The 17,138-nt window shown below is 66.9% G+C and carries 15 protein-coding genes; 7 read left to right on the top strand and 8 right to left on the bottom strand.

Going from position 1 to position 17,138, the window contains the following annotated elements; translation table 11 throughout:
* The first annotated feature begins 93 nt into the window (after positions 1–93).
* Positions 94–660 carry a Uma2 family endonuclease gene (locus IPG97_02435; GenBank protein MBK6855438.1) on the top strand — a complete coding sequence of 189 codons (567 nt, stop codon included), beginning with the start codon at positions 94–96 and terminating at the stop codon, positions 658–660.
* Between the two features lie 34 nt (positions 661–694).
* Here IPG97_02435 and IPG97_02430 read toward each other — a convergent pair whose 3' ends face one another.
* The 3 genes from IPG97_02430 to IPG97_02420 are packed head-to-tail and all read right to left on the bottom strand — an operon-like array spanning position 695 to position 2,440.
* Complete coding sequence (locus tag IPG97_02430) at positions 695–895, bottom strand: hypothetical protein (GenBank protein ID MBK6855437.1); 201 nt, start codon at positions 893–895, stop codon at positions 695–697.
* Positions 892–1,188, bottom strand: coding sequence for a ribbon-helix-helix protein, CopG family (locus IPG97_02425; protein MBK6855436.1), 297 nt, complete (start codon positions 1,186–1,188; stop codon positions 892–894). The genes IPG97_02430 and IPG97_02425 overlap by 4 nt, the downstream gene beginning before the upstream one ends.
* 58 nt (positions 1,189–1,246) lie before the next feature.
* Entirely contained in the window at positions 1,247–2,440 is a 1,194-nt protein-coding gene (locus IPG97_02420; GenBank protein ID MBK6855435.1) for an acyl-CoA dehydrogenase family protein, read from the bottom strand.
* Between the two features lie 129 nt (positions 2,441–2,569).
* Between IPG97_02420 and IPG97_02415 the strand changes: the two genes are divergently transcribed.
* From IPG97_02415 to IPG97_02400, 4 genes are all read left to right on the top strand, one after another.
* On the top strand, positions 2,570–2,764 hold the full coding sequence (locus IPG97_02415) for a hypothetical protein (GenBank protein ID MBK6855434.1): 195 nt from the start codon (positions 2,570–2,572) through the stop codon (positions 2,762–2,764).
* Positions 2,755–3,168: a PIN domain nuclease gene (locus IPG97_02410; protein ID MBK6855433.1), complete on the top strand. Its 414-nt coding sequence runs from the start codon at positions 2,755–2,757 to the stop codon at positions 3,166–3,168. The genes IPG97_02415 and IPG97_02410 overlap by 10 nt, the downstream gene beginning before the upstream one ends.
* Positions 3,169–3,172: 4 nt before the next feature.
* Positions 3,173–4,573, top strand: coding sequence for a hypothetical protein (locus IPG97_02405; GenBank protein ID MBK6855432.1), 1,401 nt, complete (start codon positions 3,173–3,175; stop codon positions 4,571–4,573).
* A 284-nt stretch (positions 4,574–4,857) separates the two neighbouring features.
* Positions 4,858–5,631 (top strand): hypothetical protein, encoded by a 774-nt coding sequence (locus tag IPG97_02400; GenBank protein MBK6855431.1) that lies wholly within the window; start codon positions 4,858–4,860, stop codon positions 5,629–5,631.
* Positions 5,632–5,788: 157 nt separating this feature from the next.
* Here IPG97_02400 and IPG97_02395 read toward each other — a convergent pair whose 3' ends face one another.
* On the bottom strand, positions 5,789–7,129 hold the full coding sequence (locus IPG97_02395; GenBank protein ID MBK6855430.1) for a sugar transferase: 1,341 nt from the start codon (positions 7,127–7,129) through the stop codon (positions 5,789–5,791).
* Between the two features lie 323 nt (positions 7,130–7,452).
* On the opposite strand from IPG97_02395, the gene wecB reads away from it, so the two are divergent.
* Entirely contained in the window at positions 7,453–8,502 is a 1,050-nt protein-coding gene (gene wecB / locus IPG97_02390) for a UDP-N-acetylglucosamine 2-epimerase (non-hydrolyzing) (protein ID MBK6855429.1), read from the top strand.
* A 91-nt stretch (positions 8,503–8,593) separates the two neighbouring features.
* Here wecB and IPG97_02385 read toward each other — a convergent pair whose 3' ends face one another.
* Positions 8,594–9,658 carry a glycosyltransferase family 2 protein gene (locus IPG97_02385; protein MBK6855428.1) on the bottom strand — a complete coding sequence of 355 codons (1,065 nt, stop codon included), beginning with the start codon at positions 9,656–9,658 and terminating at the stop codon, positions 8,594–8,596.
* Positions 9,659–9,713: 55 nt separating this feature from the next.
* Positions 9,714–11,855, bottom strand: a complete 2,142-nt coding sequence (locus IPG97_02380) for a bi-domain-containing oxidoreductase (protein ID MBK6855427.1) — start codon at positions 11,853–11,855, stop codon at positions 9,714–9,716.
* Between the two features lie 117 nt (positions 11,856–11,972).
* Between IPG97_02380 and IPG97_02375 the strand changes: the two genes are divergently transcribed.
* Complete coding sequence (locus IPG97_02375) at positions 11,973–13,262, top strand: O-antigen ligase family protein (protein MBK6855426.1); 1,290 nt, start codon at positions 11,973–11,975, stop codon at positions 13,260–13,262.
* 36 nt (positions 13,263–13,298) lie between these two features.
* On the opposite strand, the gene IPG97_02370 is transcribed toward IPG97_02375, so the two are convergent.
* Positions 13,299–14,627 (bottom strand): hypothetical protein, encoded by a 1,329-nt coding sequence (locus IPG97_02370; protein ID MBK6855425.1) that lies wholly within the window; start codon positions 14,625–14,627, stop codon positions 13,299–13,301.
* Positions 14,628–14,633: 6 nt separating this feature from the next.
* A complete protein-coding gene (locus IPG97_02365; protein ID MBK6855424.1) occupies positions 14,634–17,036 on the bottom strand; it encodes a glycosyltransferase in 2,403 nt (800 codons plus the stop codon).
* Positions 17,037–17,138 lie beyond the last annotated feature (102 nt).

The raw sequence follows: 17,138 nt of genomic DNA, 5'->3' as shown, positions 1-17,138 counted from the left end.
AGGTGTCCTCGATGGCTCCACACCGCTGAGACGAGCCACCCCAGACCCGGTAGGCCGTTGTCTCCGCCGGGGAACGACGGTACTTTTCAACCCATGGCTCTCGTTGTGCCCGCTCCTTTGAAGATGACGGCCGACGAGTTCTTTGCGCTCCCGGGGGAGCTGCCACATGCGCAGTTGATCAACGGAGAGCTCGTCGTGAACAGCCCCGCCGCCCGCCACCAACGCATCATCTTGTGGCTCTCCTACCTCCTCCTCAGGTTCACCGAAGCACATGACGGGGTGGGCGAGCTCGGCATGGAGATCGACACCCCGATCGACCAGTGGAACGTCTACAAGCCCGACCTGTGGTGGGTTCCCGAGACCCGCCGTCTGGCCGGAACCGACAACCGCTTCGACGATCCCCCGCCGTTGGTTGTCGAGGTCCGATCGCCGTCCACCTGGCGCTACGACATCGGCACGAAACTGCGCAACTACGAGGCCTCAGGAGTCGCCGAGGTGTGGCTGATCGACACCGCCGCCGATGTGGTCCTCGTCTACCGCCGAGCCACCACCGACAGCGCCCACTTCGACATCGAACTGGAGCTCACCGCCTCCGAAACGCTCTCCACCCCGCTGATCCCAGGGTGGGATATCGACCTGGCTGGCCTGTTCGCCCGCTGACCCGCTAACAGTCGACAGCCAGGTGCATCGCGGCTCAGATCTCGTGCATGCGATCAGTCTCGAGAACTGTGATCTGTTCTACGCATAGCGCCGGCCGGATCACTTGAATGCTGTCGAGAGCCACCACGCAAGAAAGCGGCATGCCGTCATTGGTGTCGAGGTCGACCTCGGTTGGAATGCCTCGACGGGTACGGGTACATGGTGCGGCGATCCACCACACCTCGCCACGGTTCACCACGGCTCCAACCCCGCCTGTCGCTCTTCGGCATCCATCCGCTGCAGGGTCTCTGCTGCGGCGACGTCGCCATGATCGACCAAGGAGCCCCACTCGTCGGGTGTGGCGGCGGGGCTGCGCCTGTAGCCCTCGACGATTAGCCGGTCCACCAACGTAGATCGCCCCTCCGAGAGGTACGCCGCTATTGCGTCTCGGGCAAGGGCCGACCTCGAAACACCGCGTGCTGCCGCTTCTCGGTCCAGGTCGGCAAGCAAGTCAGTGTTCAGTTGGACCATGGTCTGGGTCCGGGCCATAGGGCAATCAAAAGCGATGGGCTGCTCCATGCCGCTCGGGCCCCGAGGATCCCAGGGGTCAGAGGCGGCGGGTCTCAGACCAGGCCTTGCCCTGCTCGACGTCGATCTCGTGGGGTAGGCCCAGGACGCGTTCGGCCAGGATGTTGCGCTGAACCTCGCCGGTCCCCCCGCCCACCGTCAACGCCGGGGCAAACAGGTAGCCGTGGTTCCATAGGTCGACCGTGGAACCGAGGGGCCCGGCCCCCAGTCCGCCATCTCCCGTCGCTGGGATTGGATCGGCGGTCAACATCCCGGCGGGGCCGGCCAGGTCCTTGGCCAGGCCCATGATCGTCTGGCCGTGTCCGTCGGCCATCACCTTTCGGATCGACGCCTCCGGGCCGGGTTGTTCACCGCGGATCCGAGCCGAAACCGTGCGCAGGCGGATGAGACGCAGGATCTCCTCGGTGGTGTGGAGGCGAGCCAGACGCTGGCGTAGCTCGGGGTCGTTGGTGCCGCCCCGGGCCCGCACCAGGTCCAACAGGTCGCCGCCGGTGGGGCCCAGGCCCCACAGGGCACCGCCCGACGACAGCGACACCCGCTCATTACCCAACGTCACCTTGGCCAGGCCCCAACCCTTGTTGACCTCGCCGATCACGTTGGCGGCAGGCAGCCGGACATCGGTGAGGAAAACCTCGTTGAAGGTGTGGTCCCCCGTCATCTCGATGATGGGACGGATCTCCACCCCCGGCGCATCCATCGGGCACACGAAGTACGTGATCCCGGCGTGCTTGGGGGCATCGGGATCGGTGCGGGCAATGAGAATGCCGAACTTGGAGAACTGGGCCAGCGACGTCCAGATCTTCTGGCCGTTGATCACCCACTCGTCGCCGTCTCGCACCGCTCGGGTGGCCAGGTTGGCCAGGTCCGACCCGGCTTCGGGTTCGCTGAACAGCTGGCACCAGATCTCCTCTCCCGACAGGATCGGCCCCAGGTAGCGGGCCTTCTGGTCTGGGGTACCGGCGTGGACGATGGTGGGTCCGGCCCAGCCGATGCCGATCTGGTTGGACGGGCGTTTCACCCGGGCCCGCTTCAACTCGTCGTCGATGATGATCTGGTGGATGGGGTCGGCGTCGAGCCCCCACGGCCGGGGCCAGTGGGGGGCCACATAACCGGCTTCGGCAAGCTCGGTCCCCGTCGGCGACGGGTGGACCGCCAGCCAGTCCCGTACCTCGACACGGCGGGAATCGTCTTCACCCGGAAGCTCGAAATCCATACCGCCAACCCTAGAACAAAAACTTGACCGTTCGGTCTAGTTTTGGCGATCCCGCATTCCGGCGGGGCCCCCGCGGTCACCGCGAACTGCTCGTATATATCCAGGCAAACACAGGTATACTCAGGGTCGATGACGAAACACCTTGTCGACATCGACGACGACACCCTGAGCGCCGCTCGGGCCGAACTCGGAACGCGCACGCTCAAAGACACGGTCAACGCATCGCTGCGTCTGGCCGCCGCAGGCCGAAACCGTGAGGTCTCCGAGGCCCTCGACTCACTGGCCAACGCCTGCTTCGCCGATCGAGAAGACGCGTGGCGATAACCCACCTAGTGGACACCAGCGTCATAAAGCGCATGTCGAACCATGCGGTGCGCAATCACGTAGAGCCCCTGGCCCGGGCGGGTCGTCTCGCCCGAGCCGAGATCTCCGATCTAGAGATCGGTTACTCGGCCCGTAACGCCGCGGAATGGGACCAGCTCTGCGGCGCCCTCGACGCCTTCGTCCGGATCGAGACCACAACCGCACACGTCGCTCGCTCCAAGCAGGTGCAACGCCTGCTGGCGGCGCGGAGCCAGCGAGGCCGCAAGATCCCAGACCTGCTCATCGCCGCGGCCGCCGAGATGCACCGCCTGACCGTGCTCCACTACGACCACGATTTCGACCAGATATCAGCGGTGACCGGCCAACCGTGCCTTTGGGTGGTTCCCGCTGGATCCATCGACTGAACAGATGGGCGAGGACGGCGACACACGTGCACTTCCGGTGGTGCGCGGCGACCTGGTGACCGCCCCGATGGGCGGCCACGTCCTGGTCCACAATCCGGCCACCGGCAACATCCACGCCATCAACGCCGCCGCCGGCATCGTGCTCGAAGCCTGCCGCCAACGGGTCGACCGCGCCGACCTGATCGCCGCCATCTCACAGGCGGGCGGGCCTACGGCCCCCCAGGTCCAGGCCGACCTAGACACCGCCCTGGCCATGTTCCACCGGTGCGGGATGCTCGCTTCCCAGCCAGTCGCGTCCCAGCCAGTTGCACCCCAGGCAGATGCACCCCAGACCGCGGCATCCCAGACCGCGGCATCCCAGACCGCGGCATCCCAGACCGCGGCATCCCAGACCGCGGCATCTGCACCAGAGCCATTGGCACCTGGGGATGGGCCCACTGAGTCGGACACCTCACCACCTCGCAGTCCCTCACCTGGCCGGCCCACCATCGTCGAGGCATCCGGGCACGCCCATTCGGGGCTCCATTCGATCCAGGTCGAGGTCTTGAACCAGATGGTCGAGATCCGCTGCGACGACGCCTCGATCCTCGCCCGGGCATCGTCGATATTGGCCGACCTGGCCCCCACCGACCGCAACCTGCCTCAGTCCGGTTACGAGCCCGAGGTCGGGACCACGGCCGGGAACGGGGTCGACACGCCATCCCCGGTCAGGACTTGGGTGATGGAGGTCGACCAAGAATCGGGCCGGTCCGGGACCGTCCGGATCAGCGGGCCGCCATGGGGCGCGCGAACCTGGGCCGGGGTCGATGCCTTTCTCGACGAGCTGCCCACCGTGCTCAACGTGGTCACCCCATTCGCCGCCGACATGTTGGTGCTCCACGCCGGAGCGCTTCGCCACCCCGACGGCGGGGTCGTCGTGGTGGCCGGAGACTCCGGCGCCGGCAAGTCCACGCTCACCGCCGCCCTGGTCCAAGCCGGATGGGGCTACATCACCGATGAGGCGGTCGGAATCCGACCCGGTGACCTGAGCGTGGTCGCCTTTCACAAGCCGCTGGCCCTCGCCCCCGAGGCCCGCCGCCTCCTCGGCCTGGGCCCGGGTGGAGCTCACACGCCACCGCGGGAGCTGAACCTCCAGGGCGCCCTCAACCCGACAAGCGCCGGCGACGTGGTGCGGGCGGTGATCCTGCCCTGCCGGTGCCCCGAACCGACACCCCGGCTCACACCGATCGACCATCCCGTCGACGCCGTCCTGGCCATCGCCCCTCACAGTCTCAACCTCAAAACCGACGGCCCTACCGCGTTGGGCGTGCTGGGTCAGTTGGCCACCGAGGTCAGCGTCGCCCGCTTCGACCATCCCGGCATCGAAGCAGGAGCCGCCTCAGCTCTGGCCGCCCTGATCGACTGATCCCGGGTCCGCCTGTTACAGCTCGCTAGACAGCCGAACACCATCGGTGGCCGCCCAACGAGCCCGACACGTCTGGGTGACCCAGGAGAATCGAGCAGGACCCAAGTTCGATCGGTGGGTCAACCTCCGAGCCCGTTTTTTGTGACCAGTGGCACCTCAAGGCGGGCCCGACGTCCCTACGGCAGGATCGAAAATGGGCAATCCGGATCACAGACCGAAATGCGCGCTGTGTTTTGCTTTCCCGAGGCATGTGGAAGATGTTTCCACGGCGGAGGGAGATAACAGTGAGTCAGGACCAGTTCGAGCAGCACAACGCCACCCCCGGTACCGATCAGGACCGGCGCAAGCTGTTGGCCCAGATCGGGGTCGGCGGAGCGATCGTGTGGGCCGCCCCCGCCCTGTCGGGCACTGCACTCGCCCAGGGAACGCCCAGCGGATGCACGCCCCTGACTGTGGACTGGAACACGTTCACCAATGGCTCCTCGTTCACCTCCACCACCGTCGGCGGCGTCACCGTGGGCGTCACCACCACCTACTTCGGCGGTAGCTCGGCCAGCTCATCGGGCGGTGGCAACCTCACCATCCAGGCCGCTCCCCACGGTGGAATCAACGGAAAGTCGCTGCGGATCAACCAGAACGCGGTGACAAACGGCGGCTCAACGGTCACCATCACCTTCTCTCAAGCCGTCCAGAACCTGACGTTCACCGTCACCGACATCGACAACTCCTCTGGAAACTGGAGCGATCGGATCACCCCGACCACCACCGGCTGGGGTTACACCATCCCCCCCACCAGCACGATCATCGGGGTCGGTGGCACCGGTAACGGCACGGGCGGCACCACCACCGACGGCAACGGCGGCGACAACACCGGCACCGGCGCCTTCCGCAACAGCCAGAACAACATCAACCTCAACGACAACAGCGACGACGGCAACCTCGTCCTCACCCACGCCGGCCCTGTCACCAGCTTCGCCTGGCAGTTCTGGTGCGGTGGTCAACAGGGCTCCAACCAGCGCATCAACCTCTCCAACATCGACTTCATGACCTGCGCCTGAGCTTCGTCTCCCCCCGTTTCACCAAGATGCCGCCGGCCCCCAGCTGGCGGCATCTTGCGTTTTGGCCGCGAGTGCCGAGACCGGCCGTCTTTGCAGGCGTTGGGAGTCACCTGCACTTCCACCGGAAGGCTCTGCCATTCCGGCGGATCGAGGCTGGTCAGCGGCCCTTGCCTTCGCCGCCGAGGGTGGAGCGGATGGTGCGGAACATGATCCGCAGGTCGAACCAGATGCTCTGGCGACGTAGGTAGAAGAACTCGTACTGGAGTTTCTCGAGGGCATCGCGTTCGTCGGCGGCGTAGCCGTACTTGACCTGGGCCCAACCGGTCAGGCCCGGTCGCACCAGGTGGCGCATGTCGTAGAACGGGAGCTGCTGGTTCAACTGCTCCACGTAGTGAGGTTGTTCGGGCCGGGGACCGACCATGGACAGTTCGCCCCGCAAGATGTTGATCACCTGGGGTAGCTCGTCGATGTGGGTGATCCGCATGAACTTGCCGAACGGGGTGATGCGAGGGTCATCGGCTGCCGTCCACTCCCCCGCCCCCCCTTTGGTCTTGGACGGAGACATGGTTCGGAACTTGAGGATCTGGAACGTCTCACCACCTCGCCCCACCCGGTCCTGGCGGAACAGCAACGGCCCCCGGTTGGCCACCAGGTTTCCCAGGATCACCAGCGGAACCACAAGCACCAGAGGAACCAGACTCACCGAGGCCAGGGCCACATCGATGATGCGCTTGGTCCTGGCGTACTGGACGTGGTGCACCTCGCTGATGTCGAAGAACAGCGACTCCCGCTGGAGCTCGCCCAACGGGAGCTTGCCCAGCCACTCCTCGTAGAACTCGAGCAGGGTACGAACCCGGATGCCGCGCTCGTGAAGCTCGGCGGCTTGGGCGATCACCGACTCGTCCATCTGAGCGCCACGGTCGATCACCAACACCGTGGCCTGTTCGTGGTCCACCAGATCAACCAGCAGGCGATGCCCCGAGCGGGTACTGGTCGCGGCACCATCGGCCAGGTGGGCCACCAACGTCGATGCCCGTTCGGGGGCCAAGGTGAGGTCGCTGCGAAGCTGAGCCGCCTCTTCGTCGCCGCCAACGAACACCAACCGGTCGCGGGCTTCGGCTCGGCTGCGACCCGAGTTGGCCAGGGCACTGGCCGCCACCTGCACCGGGACTGCCACCGCCGCCGACACGAAGATCACGAAGCGACCCACCAGGGGCTGCCCGGCGATGAGCGCCAGCACCGACATGATCCCGGCGGCCGCCACCGAAACACCAAGCGCCACCGTGAGCGATTTGCCCCGTTCGACGGTCACCTCGGGCAGCCCCATGCCATAGGCCGCCACAGCCAAGATCAGGGCATAGAGAATCCCGAACACGAAGTACCACGAAGGGAACACGTTGTAGGTGGGCGAGGCGACCCAGGTTGCGTGCGCCTTCTGCACGGCAACGACGACGACCATCGGGAACACGAAGGTGAGGAACCGGGCCAACGCCTGCACGACCGACCAGCCTACGCCACCGACGATGACCCGATCGCGCGGTTAGCGCGCACCACCGCGCGCTACGTATTCCGAGATGCTTTCCCGATGATGGTTGCTTCGTCTCGTGCTTTTCGACTCAAAGCCGGTGCTGCTCGGGACCGGGAGGCGGAAGAGGTGAGCCACCGTGCCCAACGTCATCCTTCGAGGTGGGGCCGACTCGAACACACCCAGCGTTCTGCAACACTTCAGCGGTGACCACCGACACCCCACCCACGCCCGAACCCCCCAATGCTGCCCTCGCTGGCCCGGTGGTGCTGGTGGCAGGGGCCCGACCCAACTTCATGAAGGTGGGTCCGCTCCAAGCCGAACTCGACCGCCGACAGATCCACAACGTGTTGGTCCACACCGGCCAGCACTACGACCCGGCCATGAGCGATGTGTTCTTCGAGGAGCTGGGCATCCGGCGACCCGACCACCACCTCGAGGTCGGATCGGGCAGCCACGCCGCCCAGACCGCCCGGATCATGGAGGCGTTCGAACCGGTGGTGATCGCCGAGCAACCGAGCTGGGTCGTGGTCCCCGGCGACGTCAACTCCACCCTGGCCGCCAGCCTGGTAGCGGCCAAGCTCGGAGTTCGGGTCGCCCACCTCGAAGCCGGTCTGCGAAGCCGGGACTGGGCCATGCCCGAAGAGGTCAACCGGGTGGTCACCGACCGGGTCAGCGACCTGCTCCTGGCCCCCTCCTTCGACGCCGTCGACAACCTGGCCGCCGAAGGCTATCCCGCAACCGCCGTGGCCCTGGTGGGCAACATCATGGCCGACACGCTGCTGGCCAACCTGGAACGGGCCCGAGCCCGGCCGATCCTGGTCGAGAACGCCCTCACCCCCGGCGGCTACGGGCTGATCACCCTCCACCGCCCCTCCAACGTGGACGACCCCGACATCTTGGCCGCCCTCCTGTCCGTGCTCGGTGAGATCGCCGAACGACTACCGCTCATCTGGCCCGTCCACCCCCGCGTCAACTCGGCGCTGGCCCGCATCGACGTGCCGGCCGGGATAACCCGGATCGAACCGGTGAGCTACCTGGACTCCATCGCCCTCCAAGCCGACGCCCGCGTCGTGCTCACCGACTCCGGCGGCGTGCAAGAGGAGACGACGGTGCTGGGCGTGCCGTGCGTGACCCTGCGCACCACCACCGAACGGCCCATCACCATCAGCCACGGAACCAACCAACTGGTGGGTACCGACCCCCACGAGATCCGCCTGGCCGTGCACCGCGCCCTGTCCGGCGAGATCGCAGGCACCCGCCCCGACCTGTGGGACGGCGAAACCGCCCGCCGTTGCGTCGACGCCATGCTCACCTACACCGCCGCGGGCACCGCCCACCACTAGGAGATAGCCCGGCAAGGCCGATCTCCGCAGGTCTGGGGCTCCGCCACGAGGGGCTCTGCCCCCCGAACCCCCGCCCTGACCACGGCGGCGATCAGCCCGACAACGACCTCGGTGCGGTCAGGCGGGAGACGAGGCTGAACACCGGTGGCGCCAGACGCAACAGCACCAACATCGCCGACCACCCACGATCACCGCCCACTACCCCGCTGAGGGCCTGACCCATGGTCGTCTGGTGCATGACGTTCCGACGAACGTCGGCGAAACATCCGTCGCGCCGTCGGGCCGCCGCCACTGCGGCCGCCGCCAGCACGCGGGGCGCGAACCACCGCTCCCAACACCGCCCCTGATCGCCCACCACACCAGACGCCGAGATCAACCGGTATACCTCGGCCACATGTCCACCTTCGGGTGAGGTGTAGGCCACCAGGTCGCCGGTCTGGCTGAGGGTGTCAGCCCCCACCACGTAGTCGAGCAACACGGACCGAACCCTTCGTGCCCGAGGGTGGACCTGAAGGACGCGGATCAACGTTGGGACGTCTTCTCCCAACCACGCCAGGACGAAGTCATCGGTACTCAATCCCTCACGTGGAAAGACCTTGTTCCACATGAACGGGCTCATCTCGGCTCGCAGGATCGCCGCCACCGACTCCCCTGGGACTCGGAGCAGATCGGCATCCATGCCTGCCTCCACCCGGGTCCGGCCACCGACCACGACCCCGTAGTCGAAAACCACCACCGTGTTGGCCGGTTCAGTGTCCACCGCCGACACAACCGCGTCGAGGGCACCGGCGCGCAACACATCGTCGACGTCCAGGCACATGACATGGGCGCCGACCCCGGCCTGAAAGCCGGCACGCCGGGCCGCACCCAAGCCCTGGTTCTGCTCCAAGGTCACCACCTGCACGCGCCACCGGGAGGTTGCGGCGAACGTACCGATGATCGCCGCGGTCTCATCGGTGCTGCCGTCGTCGACCAGCACCAGTTCCATGTCGGGCCGGAACTGAGCCTCTATGCCCTCGAAGAACGGACCCAGGTGCCGGGCCCCGTTGTACACGGGAACGATGATGCTGACCCGTGGCCCATCCCGATCCCCACCATCGGGACGCGGCTCTCCCGCCTCGTCGAGCGATCCTCCACCAGCGTCGTCCCCCATCACCGGGGCCGACGGTAACAGCCCGTACGGGTCTCGATGAACGTGGTGGGCGGTGGCCTCAGGGCTTGGCGGCACGGATGGTGGCCTCGCTGACCTCCAACAACTCCTGCATCGGAATCGGGGCCGGACCACCGGACCGAACAGCACCTATGAACGCTGCCATCCCGGCTCCGTGTCCCTTGTCTTGGGATCGGAGACGCAACGTCCGCACACCAGGCCACCCATAGGCCCGCATGGTCCGGAAGTTGTCGTTGACCAGCACCCGTCCGCCGCTGAACACCTCTACCCGTTCCTTGGGGAACTTCTTGGAACCGTTGGCGAAGTAGTTGATCGTGGCCACGGAGCCATCTTCGAACCCCAACACGATCGCCGCGGTGTCAGCGGGGGTGGTCGGCCCGGCCTGCCCCATGAAGGTCGACTTCACGGATTCGATCGGCGAACCGGCCAGGAACCGGGCCAGGTCGATGAAGTGGCAGGCCTCACCGATGATCCGGCCGCCGCCGGTCACTTGGTCCTGGGTCCAGTGGTCGGCGGGGATCTGACCCGCGTTCATGGTGAGGGTGAGGGCCTTCGGCCCGCTCTGGGTAGCCAACAACTCGGCCATGCGCTGGGTGATCGGAGCGAAACGCCGGTTGAATCCGACCATCAACAAGGGCATGGGCCCGGCGGCATCGGCAAGCTCCTGCACCGTCGACCGAACAACCTCCAGATCGTCGGCGGTGACGGCCAGAGGCTTCTCGACGAACACGTGCTGACCCGCTCTCAACGCCCGTTCCACATAGCGAGCGTGAGAGTCATGGCGAGTGGCGACCACCACCGTGTCGATGTCGGCCGAACCGAACACGTCCTCGACGTCGGTGCTGGCCTGGCGGGCGCCGAACTTGGCCGCCGCCAAGCTGGCCGAAGCTCCGCCGCTGGACACGATGGTGTGGATGGCTCCCCCCGCTTCGCGCACCGCGGGCAACAGCACCTGCGTAGCGAAGTTGCCGGCCCCCAGGACACCGACCTGGCCCCGGCCAGCGGCGGTGGTCGACGAAGACCCGATGCTCACCCGACTGGTCAGCAGACCACCGCCGGCGGCATCGCTCACCTCCACCGGCGGGTAGGTGAGCACGATGCCCAACGCCGCAGGATCACCGATCAGCGTGTCATAGGCGGCGGGAGCCTCGTCGAAGGGGAAGTCATGCGTCACCAGCGACGCCACATCTACCCGGCCCTGGTCGATCAGGTCGAGCACCGCGCCCATGTTGCGCGACGCAGTCCAACGCACCAGGCCGAACGGGTAGTCGTTGCCACCGTCCTCGTAGGAGGCGTCGTAGCGCCCCGGCCCGTAGCTGGCCGACACCTGGAAGGTCAGCTCCTTCTCGTAGAAGTCGGCCCGCTGGAGCTCCAGTCCGGTAACACCCACCAGGATGATGCGGCCTCGCTGACGACACATCTGGGCGGCCTGGTGCATCGGGTCGTTTGAGGTGGTCGACGCGCAGATGATCACGCCGTCCATCCCCCGTCCAGCCGACAGATCGGTAGCCGCAGCCAACACGTCGTGGGACGAGTCGACCGTGACGGCACCGAAGGACTCGGCCCGCTTGCGGCGCTCACCGTTGGGATCGATCCCCAACACCCGACAGCCCTGAGCGGCGAGGAGTTGGACCGTGATCAACCCGACCAGTCCGAGACCCACCACAGCGAAGCGCTCCCCGACCGTGGGCTGAGCCAAGCGAAGACCCTGAAGGGCGATGCTGCCTATGGTGGCAAAGGCACCGTCGGCAGGGCTGACCCCGTCTGGCACCGCGGTGGTCAGGTTGACCGGGATCGATGCCAGCTCGGCGTGACCACCAGCGGTGGCCACCAGATCCCCCACCGACACCCCGACCACGTCTCGGCCGACCTCTACCACCACGCCCGAACTGGAGTATCCCAGCGGGAGAGGTTGGGCCAGCTTGGAGCGAACCGCGTTCACCGTGGTGGCGATGCCGTCGGTCCGGGCCTTGTCCACCACCTCGGCCACCCGGTGAGGTTGGCTGCGGGCCTTGCCGATCAAGCTGGCCCGACCGAAGTCCACCAACATCCGTTCGGTGCCCGCCGACACCACCGAGGTGTGGGTGGCGATCACCAATCCGTTTCGACCCGCGGTCGGAGCCGGGGACTCGACGAGGCGGGTGGCACCATCGGCCAGATCCTGGAGAACAACGCGGGGCATGAACGCTCCTAGACGAGGGACGACCGAACATTGTACGGGTCGGGACGTCGTGTAGTTTGCGGCGCCGACCCGCGGCGCACCGCCCTGGGACATCCTGCTCACCGCTCCGCGAACCACATGGCCGACCTCCTCACCCCCCAGACAATCGCGGTGGCGGTGTTGGCCGGCGCCGCGTTGGCCCTGTCGTTCCGAGACATCACCAAGTTCGCGTTCGCCTGGGCTTTCACGTTCCCTATCGACGTGATCAACGGGGTGCCCGGCTGGGTGTTCGACGGATTGCGCTACGGAGGCGCAGCCTGGGTGGTCCTACGGGTAGGGGCAGATCTGCCCCAAACACGTCGACCGATCCTGAGGAACATGGCCATCCTCCTCGCCGTGCTCGCCACCATCAGAGGCTCCATGGCCATCGTCAACCACGACCAACCCAACGTGCGGGTCGGGCTCATGATGGCGTCGGGGACCGCGCTCGGGTACCTGGTGGCCCTTAGGACCAAAGTCCACCCCCCCATCATCACCGGCTACCTCGCCGGCGTTACCTTCAGCGCCTCGGTCTCGGTCTTGCAGTCACTCCATTGGACGGTCATCGCCCCAGCGAACATCTACGGCAGCCGCTACCCCGGATTGTCCACCTACACCGCGGTGTTCAGCTGGCATGCGGCCACCGCCCTGATAGTGGCCGCCTACCTGGTTGCAAGCAGGGTCCGGTACCGAGATCGCACCTTCTGGTTCGCCCTGATCGTGGCGCCCACATGCCTGTTGGGCCTTGTCACCAACGGAGCGCAAGGGGGCATGCTCGGGGTGGCCGCTGCCACCCTTGCCGTCGCGTGGACACAACGACGCGTGGCCAGTGGCAAACATGTCGCCACGGTGGCAGCCGGCGCCCTTGCCGCGGCCATCGTGGTGATGGGAGCGGTGGCAGTCGCGGGTGTCGACATCCCCAGCATCAGCGATTACGACCGAAGCTTCACCAACGAACGCAGTCGGATCGACTCCTGGCAGCAAGGCATCGAGGCGCTGATCGACCACCCCCTGACGGGGACCTCCAGCCACGACTACCTGTTCGGACGAGGGAACCGGATCATGCCCCACCTGTTACCCCTCGAATCGGCGGCCGTGGCCGGAATCGCCGGACTGGTCGCCGCGTCGGCGGTGGTCGGGTACCTGGCATGGCTGATCCTGAAGGGACCCGTCGACCGGCGTAGCCACACCATCGCCGCCTACGGCGTGCTGGTTTCGCTACTGGTCAACACGCTCACCGAACCTCAGGGCCCGTTCATGGGCGTCGGTCGGGCAGTCCCGTTGTTCCTCATCATCCTGTACGCGTGCGTCGGGACCGTCGCTTCGGGCGAGACCACCGAGGCAGGTCAAGCACCTCAACCCGGACAACTTCCGAACCGAGCAAGCTGAGGACTCCCAACCGATCCTTCGCCGCGGCCGGATCCGTCAGCACCCGTCGGACACATCCTGTGGGTCTTGGGGGCCGGCGGCCGATCCCCCAGAGGCAACAGGCTGGTCGATGCCGACCGTAGTGGCGGGGTGTGAGCCGTTGTCGTAGGAAGCCAGCGCCCGCAGGAACGCCTTCCAGAACCAGATCACGTTCCACCACACCGACAGGGCCAAGCCGATGGCCAGCCCCCGTCCACCGTCCAGCAGCGCCCCACCCACCGGAAGGACGATGGCGGCCGGGGTGGTGATGACCCGGGTCCGCAGCAGGGCATCGGCCGCAGCGATCGAGCGCAGTCCGGCGAGCGCGCCCGCCACCACACCACCGGCCATGGCCGCGACACCGATCGGCACCATCACCGAATGGGCTCCACCCCAGGTCTCACCCAAGATCTTGGACCCAAGGCTGGCCGGAAGGAATTCGAAGGTGACCGTCACCACCGCTGCCATCACCGTGAAGACACCGGCCGCGGCCATGCACATGGTCACCAGCCGCTTCGGCGAACTGGCCGCTATCCGCCGACCCTCGGGCACCAACACCATGGTGCTCCCCAACAGCACCACGTTCACGGGACCGAACAAGGTCAACGCCCCGCGGATGGCCCCAACCGCGGCCACACCGGCCACACCGGCCAACACGTAGGAGGCGATCAGGCTCGCCCCCTGGCCGCTCACCATGTCGGCCAGATACCTCACGCTCAGATCCTTGTTGGCCTTCACCCAACCCAGCCCACCGCCAAAGGCGGGAACGATGCGATCCACCCACATGTGCAGGACCCCGCCCAGGATCCCCACCACTCCCCAGGCCACCACCAAACGGGCGGGACCGAGCAGGTCGAGCCGCATCAGGGTGAACAGGACAGCCACCTGGGACACCAACCAGAAGCCGTCGTTGATCACCGCGGATCGGGGACGACCATGTGCGAACGACACGTAGCGCATGGTGTCCTGGGCCAGCAGGCCGGGCGTGAGCACCCCCAGTGCGATCAGCGAACCACGAACGGTCTTGTCCAACATCAGCCCCGAACCGACGTAGGCCGCGCCCAGGATGACGCCGATCCACACCGCCGATCCCACTGCGGCAGCACCGCGCCGGCGCCGACCGTCTTCGGAATCACCGGGACGGACCAGGATCGCCTCCGAACACAATGCCCTGACGATCAAAAGGTTCATGGTGTAGGCCACGATCGCCAGCGAGAACGCACCGAAGGCGTTGGGGTCCAGGTAGCGAGCTGCCATGACGGTGGTGACGAAGTTGGAGGTGCTGGACAGCACCTGGTCCACCACGCCAACACCGACCCGACGGACGAACCCCAACCGCGACGGCACGAACGACTACCTACCCGCCACGCTGGTGTGCGTTGCCGCGGCCACCGAGCGGACTGCGCCGACCGTCTGTTCCGCGGCCCGCGGCCAACTGAAACGCCGCGACCGTTCCCGCCCACGAGCCGAACGATCCTCGGACTCGGCCACAGCGGTCACCAGAGCGCGCCCCAACGAACCGGCATCGCCCTCGGTGTAGGTCACGGCCACATCTCCACAGATCTCGCGCACCAGTGCGCCTTCTGGGGCCACCACCACCGCACCACATCGCATTGCTTCGACCAGCGGATGACAGAAGGACTCGAACGTGGTCCCCACCACCACCACGTCGGCCGACCGGTACGCCGATTCCAGGTCCTCGCCGTAGGCCGGGCCCCGAAGCACCGACTCCCCTAGGAGCTCCACCGACAGGTCTTCCAACATCGAGGCGTAGGCAGGATCCGTACGGTTGCCGTAGATACTTAGCTTCCAACCCACATCGGCCAGCATGCGGGCCTCGGCCACTCCCCCGATGACGTTCTCGAAGCCCTTGTTCTCGAGCAGGTTGCCCACGGTGACCACCACGGGAGCACCCGACTCCTCTCTGGTCGGGCGTTCGAACTCGGCCAACTGGCAGCCGTGATGAACCACTGTGCCAACCGCTCGAGGACGGACGTGGCGAGCGATGTTGTGCGACACCGCCAGCACGGCCGACGCTCGCGCTGCCGACAACCACGCCGCCCGTCGCAGCAAGAACGCAGGTACTCGACCGCCGATCGGACCACCGTCGCCCAACGGCACCCAGGCGTACATGTTCCGGGCCAGGACCACGGTGGGCACCCCGAGCGAGGGGGCTACCTCGCGAGGGATGAAAGCGGCCCGAACTCCCATCTCCCTGGCGACCTGGGCCAGGATCCGACCCCGGCCCAGTCGGGCCTTCCAGGTACCCGGCGCCGGAAAGGTGCGGGCGGAAACGACCACACCGGCGGCCTGCATCTCTTCGACGAGGTCCGTGTTGACCTCGGCCCACCGCGAATCGATCACCACCACTATCTGGTCCTTGTGGGGAATGTCGCCGTCGATCAACCCACGGCAGAACCCGCTGACGTAGGTGGCCGCACCCCCCGGCGGCGCCACCGACAGACCCACCATGATCCGGGCTCGGTCCCGCTCGTCCACACCCACGCTCGGCCCGAACCGAGACGGTCGCCACAACCGAAGGGCCACCCGATCCACCACCGACCCGCGGTGCTCATCACGGGCTGCGTCGCGCACGGCGCGCAAGGTCTGGTCAACGGTGTCGGCCCATCTGAACCGGCGGGAACGCTCGATACCAGCCTGAGACCGATCCACCCGCTCCCGCTCGGCAACCTCGAGAGCGCGAGCCAGGTCCTCGGCATCTCCTTCCCGGTACAACACCGCAACGTCACCACATATCTCCCGCACAAGGTCGGTGTCGGGGGCGACGACAACACAACCCGACCTCATCCCCTCGACGAGCGGATGACAGAACGACTCGAAAGCCCCGCCCATCACCAGAACGTCAGCCCAGCGGTAAGCGTCCACCATCTCGGCTGCCGCCATCGGGGGCTTGATCACCGACTCCCCCAAAAGACGCCAGGAGAGCGCCTCCACCTGGTCGGCGTAGGCCTCGTCCATCCGGGTGCCGTGGACGCGCAGGTCCCAACTACCGCCCTTGCGACGAACTTCGGCCAAACCCTCCAGCACAACCTCAACCCGCTTGTTCTCGATGAGGTTGCCCACCATCAGGACCTGCACCGGCCGGTCCGGTGAAGCGGCCGCCGCATCGTCGAGGCGGGGGTACTCGGGAAGCGAGCAACCGTGATGGACCACGGCATCCACCCGTGCCGATCGGGCCGCCGCCGCCATCGTCTCAGACACGGCCAGCACCGAGGCGGCCCGCCTCGACGTGAGGTAGGCCACAACCCTGAGCAGATGGGCGGGCAACCAGCCACCGATGGCTTGGCCCGAAGCGAACGATGCCCACGCATACCGGTTGTTCAGCAGCACCACGGTGGGAACAGAAAGGAGCGGTGCCGCATCGCGAGGGAAGAAGGCCACGTCCACACCGTGGTCTCGGACCACGCGGGCCACCACGCGTCCCCGGGAGAGGCGTGCCCTCCAGGACCCCGGAGGCGGGAAGGTCTCGGCCACCACCGTGACCCCCGCCCGCCTCATGGCCGAAACCAGGTCGGCGTTGTCCTCGGCCCACGCCGCGTCTACCAAGGCCACCACGTCGGTCTTGTCGGCATCGTCGGAGTCGATGAGGCCCTGGGCGAAGCCTCGGCTGTAGGTGGCCGCGCCACCGGCCGCTGCCACCGACAGATCCACCAGCACCCGCGGCATCACCGTCGCCAAGTCAGGCCCGGCTACATCGGGCTCGTCGGCCACGCCATCGTGGTCGGTCACAGTCATCAGATTCCCCCCGCGTCGGCCTGAACCAGCAGTCGGGATCGGTCAGGCACGGTCGACGAGCGTAGTTGCCAGCCTGGCCACCAGCCGGACGAGAACTAACGT

Source organism: Microthrixaceae bacterium, assembly GCA_016702505.1.
Classification (GTDB): domain Bacteria; phylum Actinomycetota; class Acidimicrobiia; order Acidimicrobiales; family Iamiaceae; genus Aquihabitans.
The sequence above is the reverse complement of the archived record's forward strand: the minus strand, read 5'-3'. Positions and strand labels throughout refer to the sequence as shown.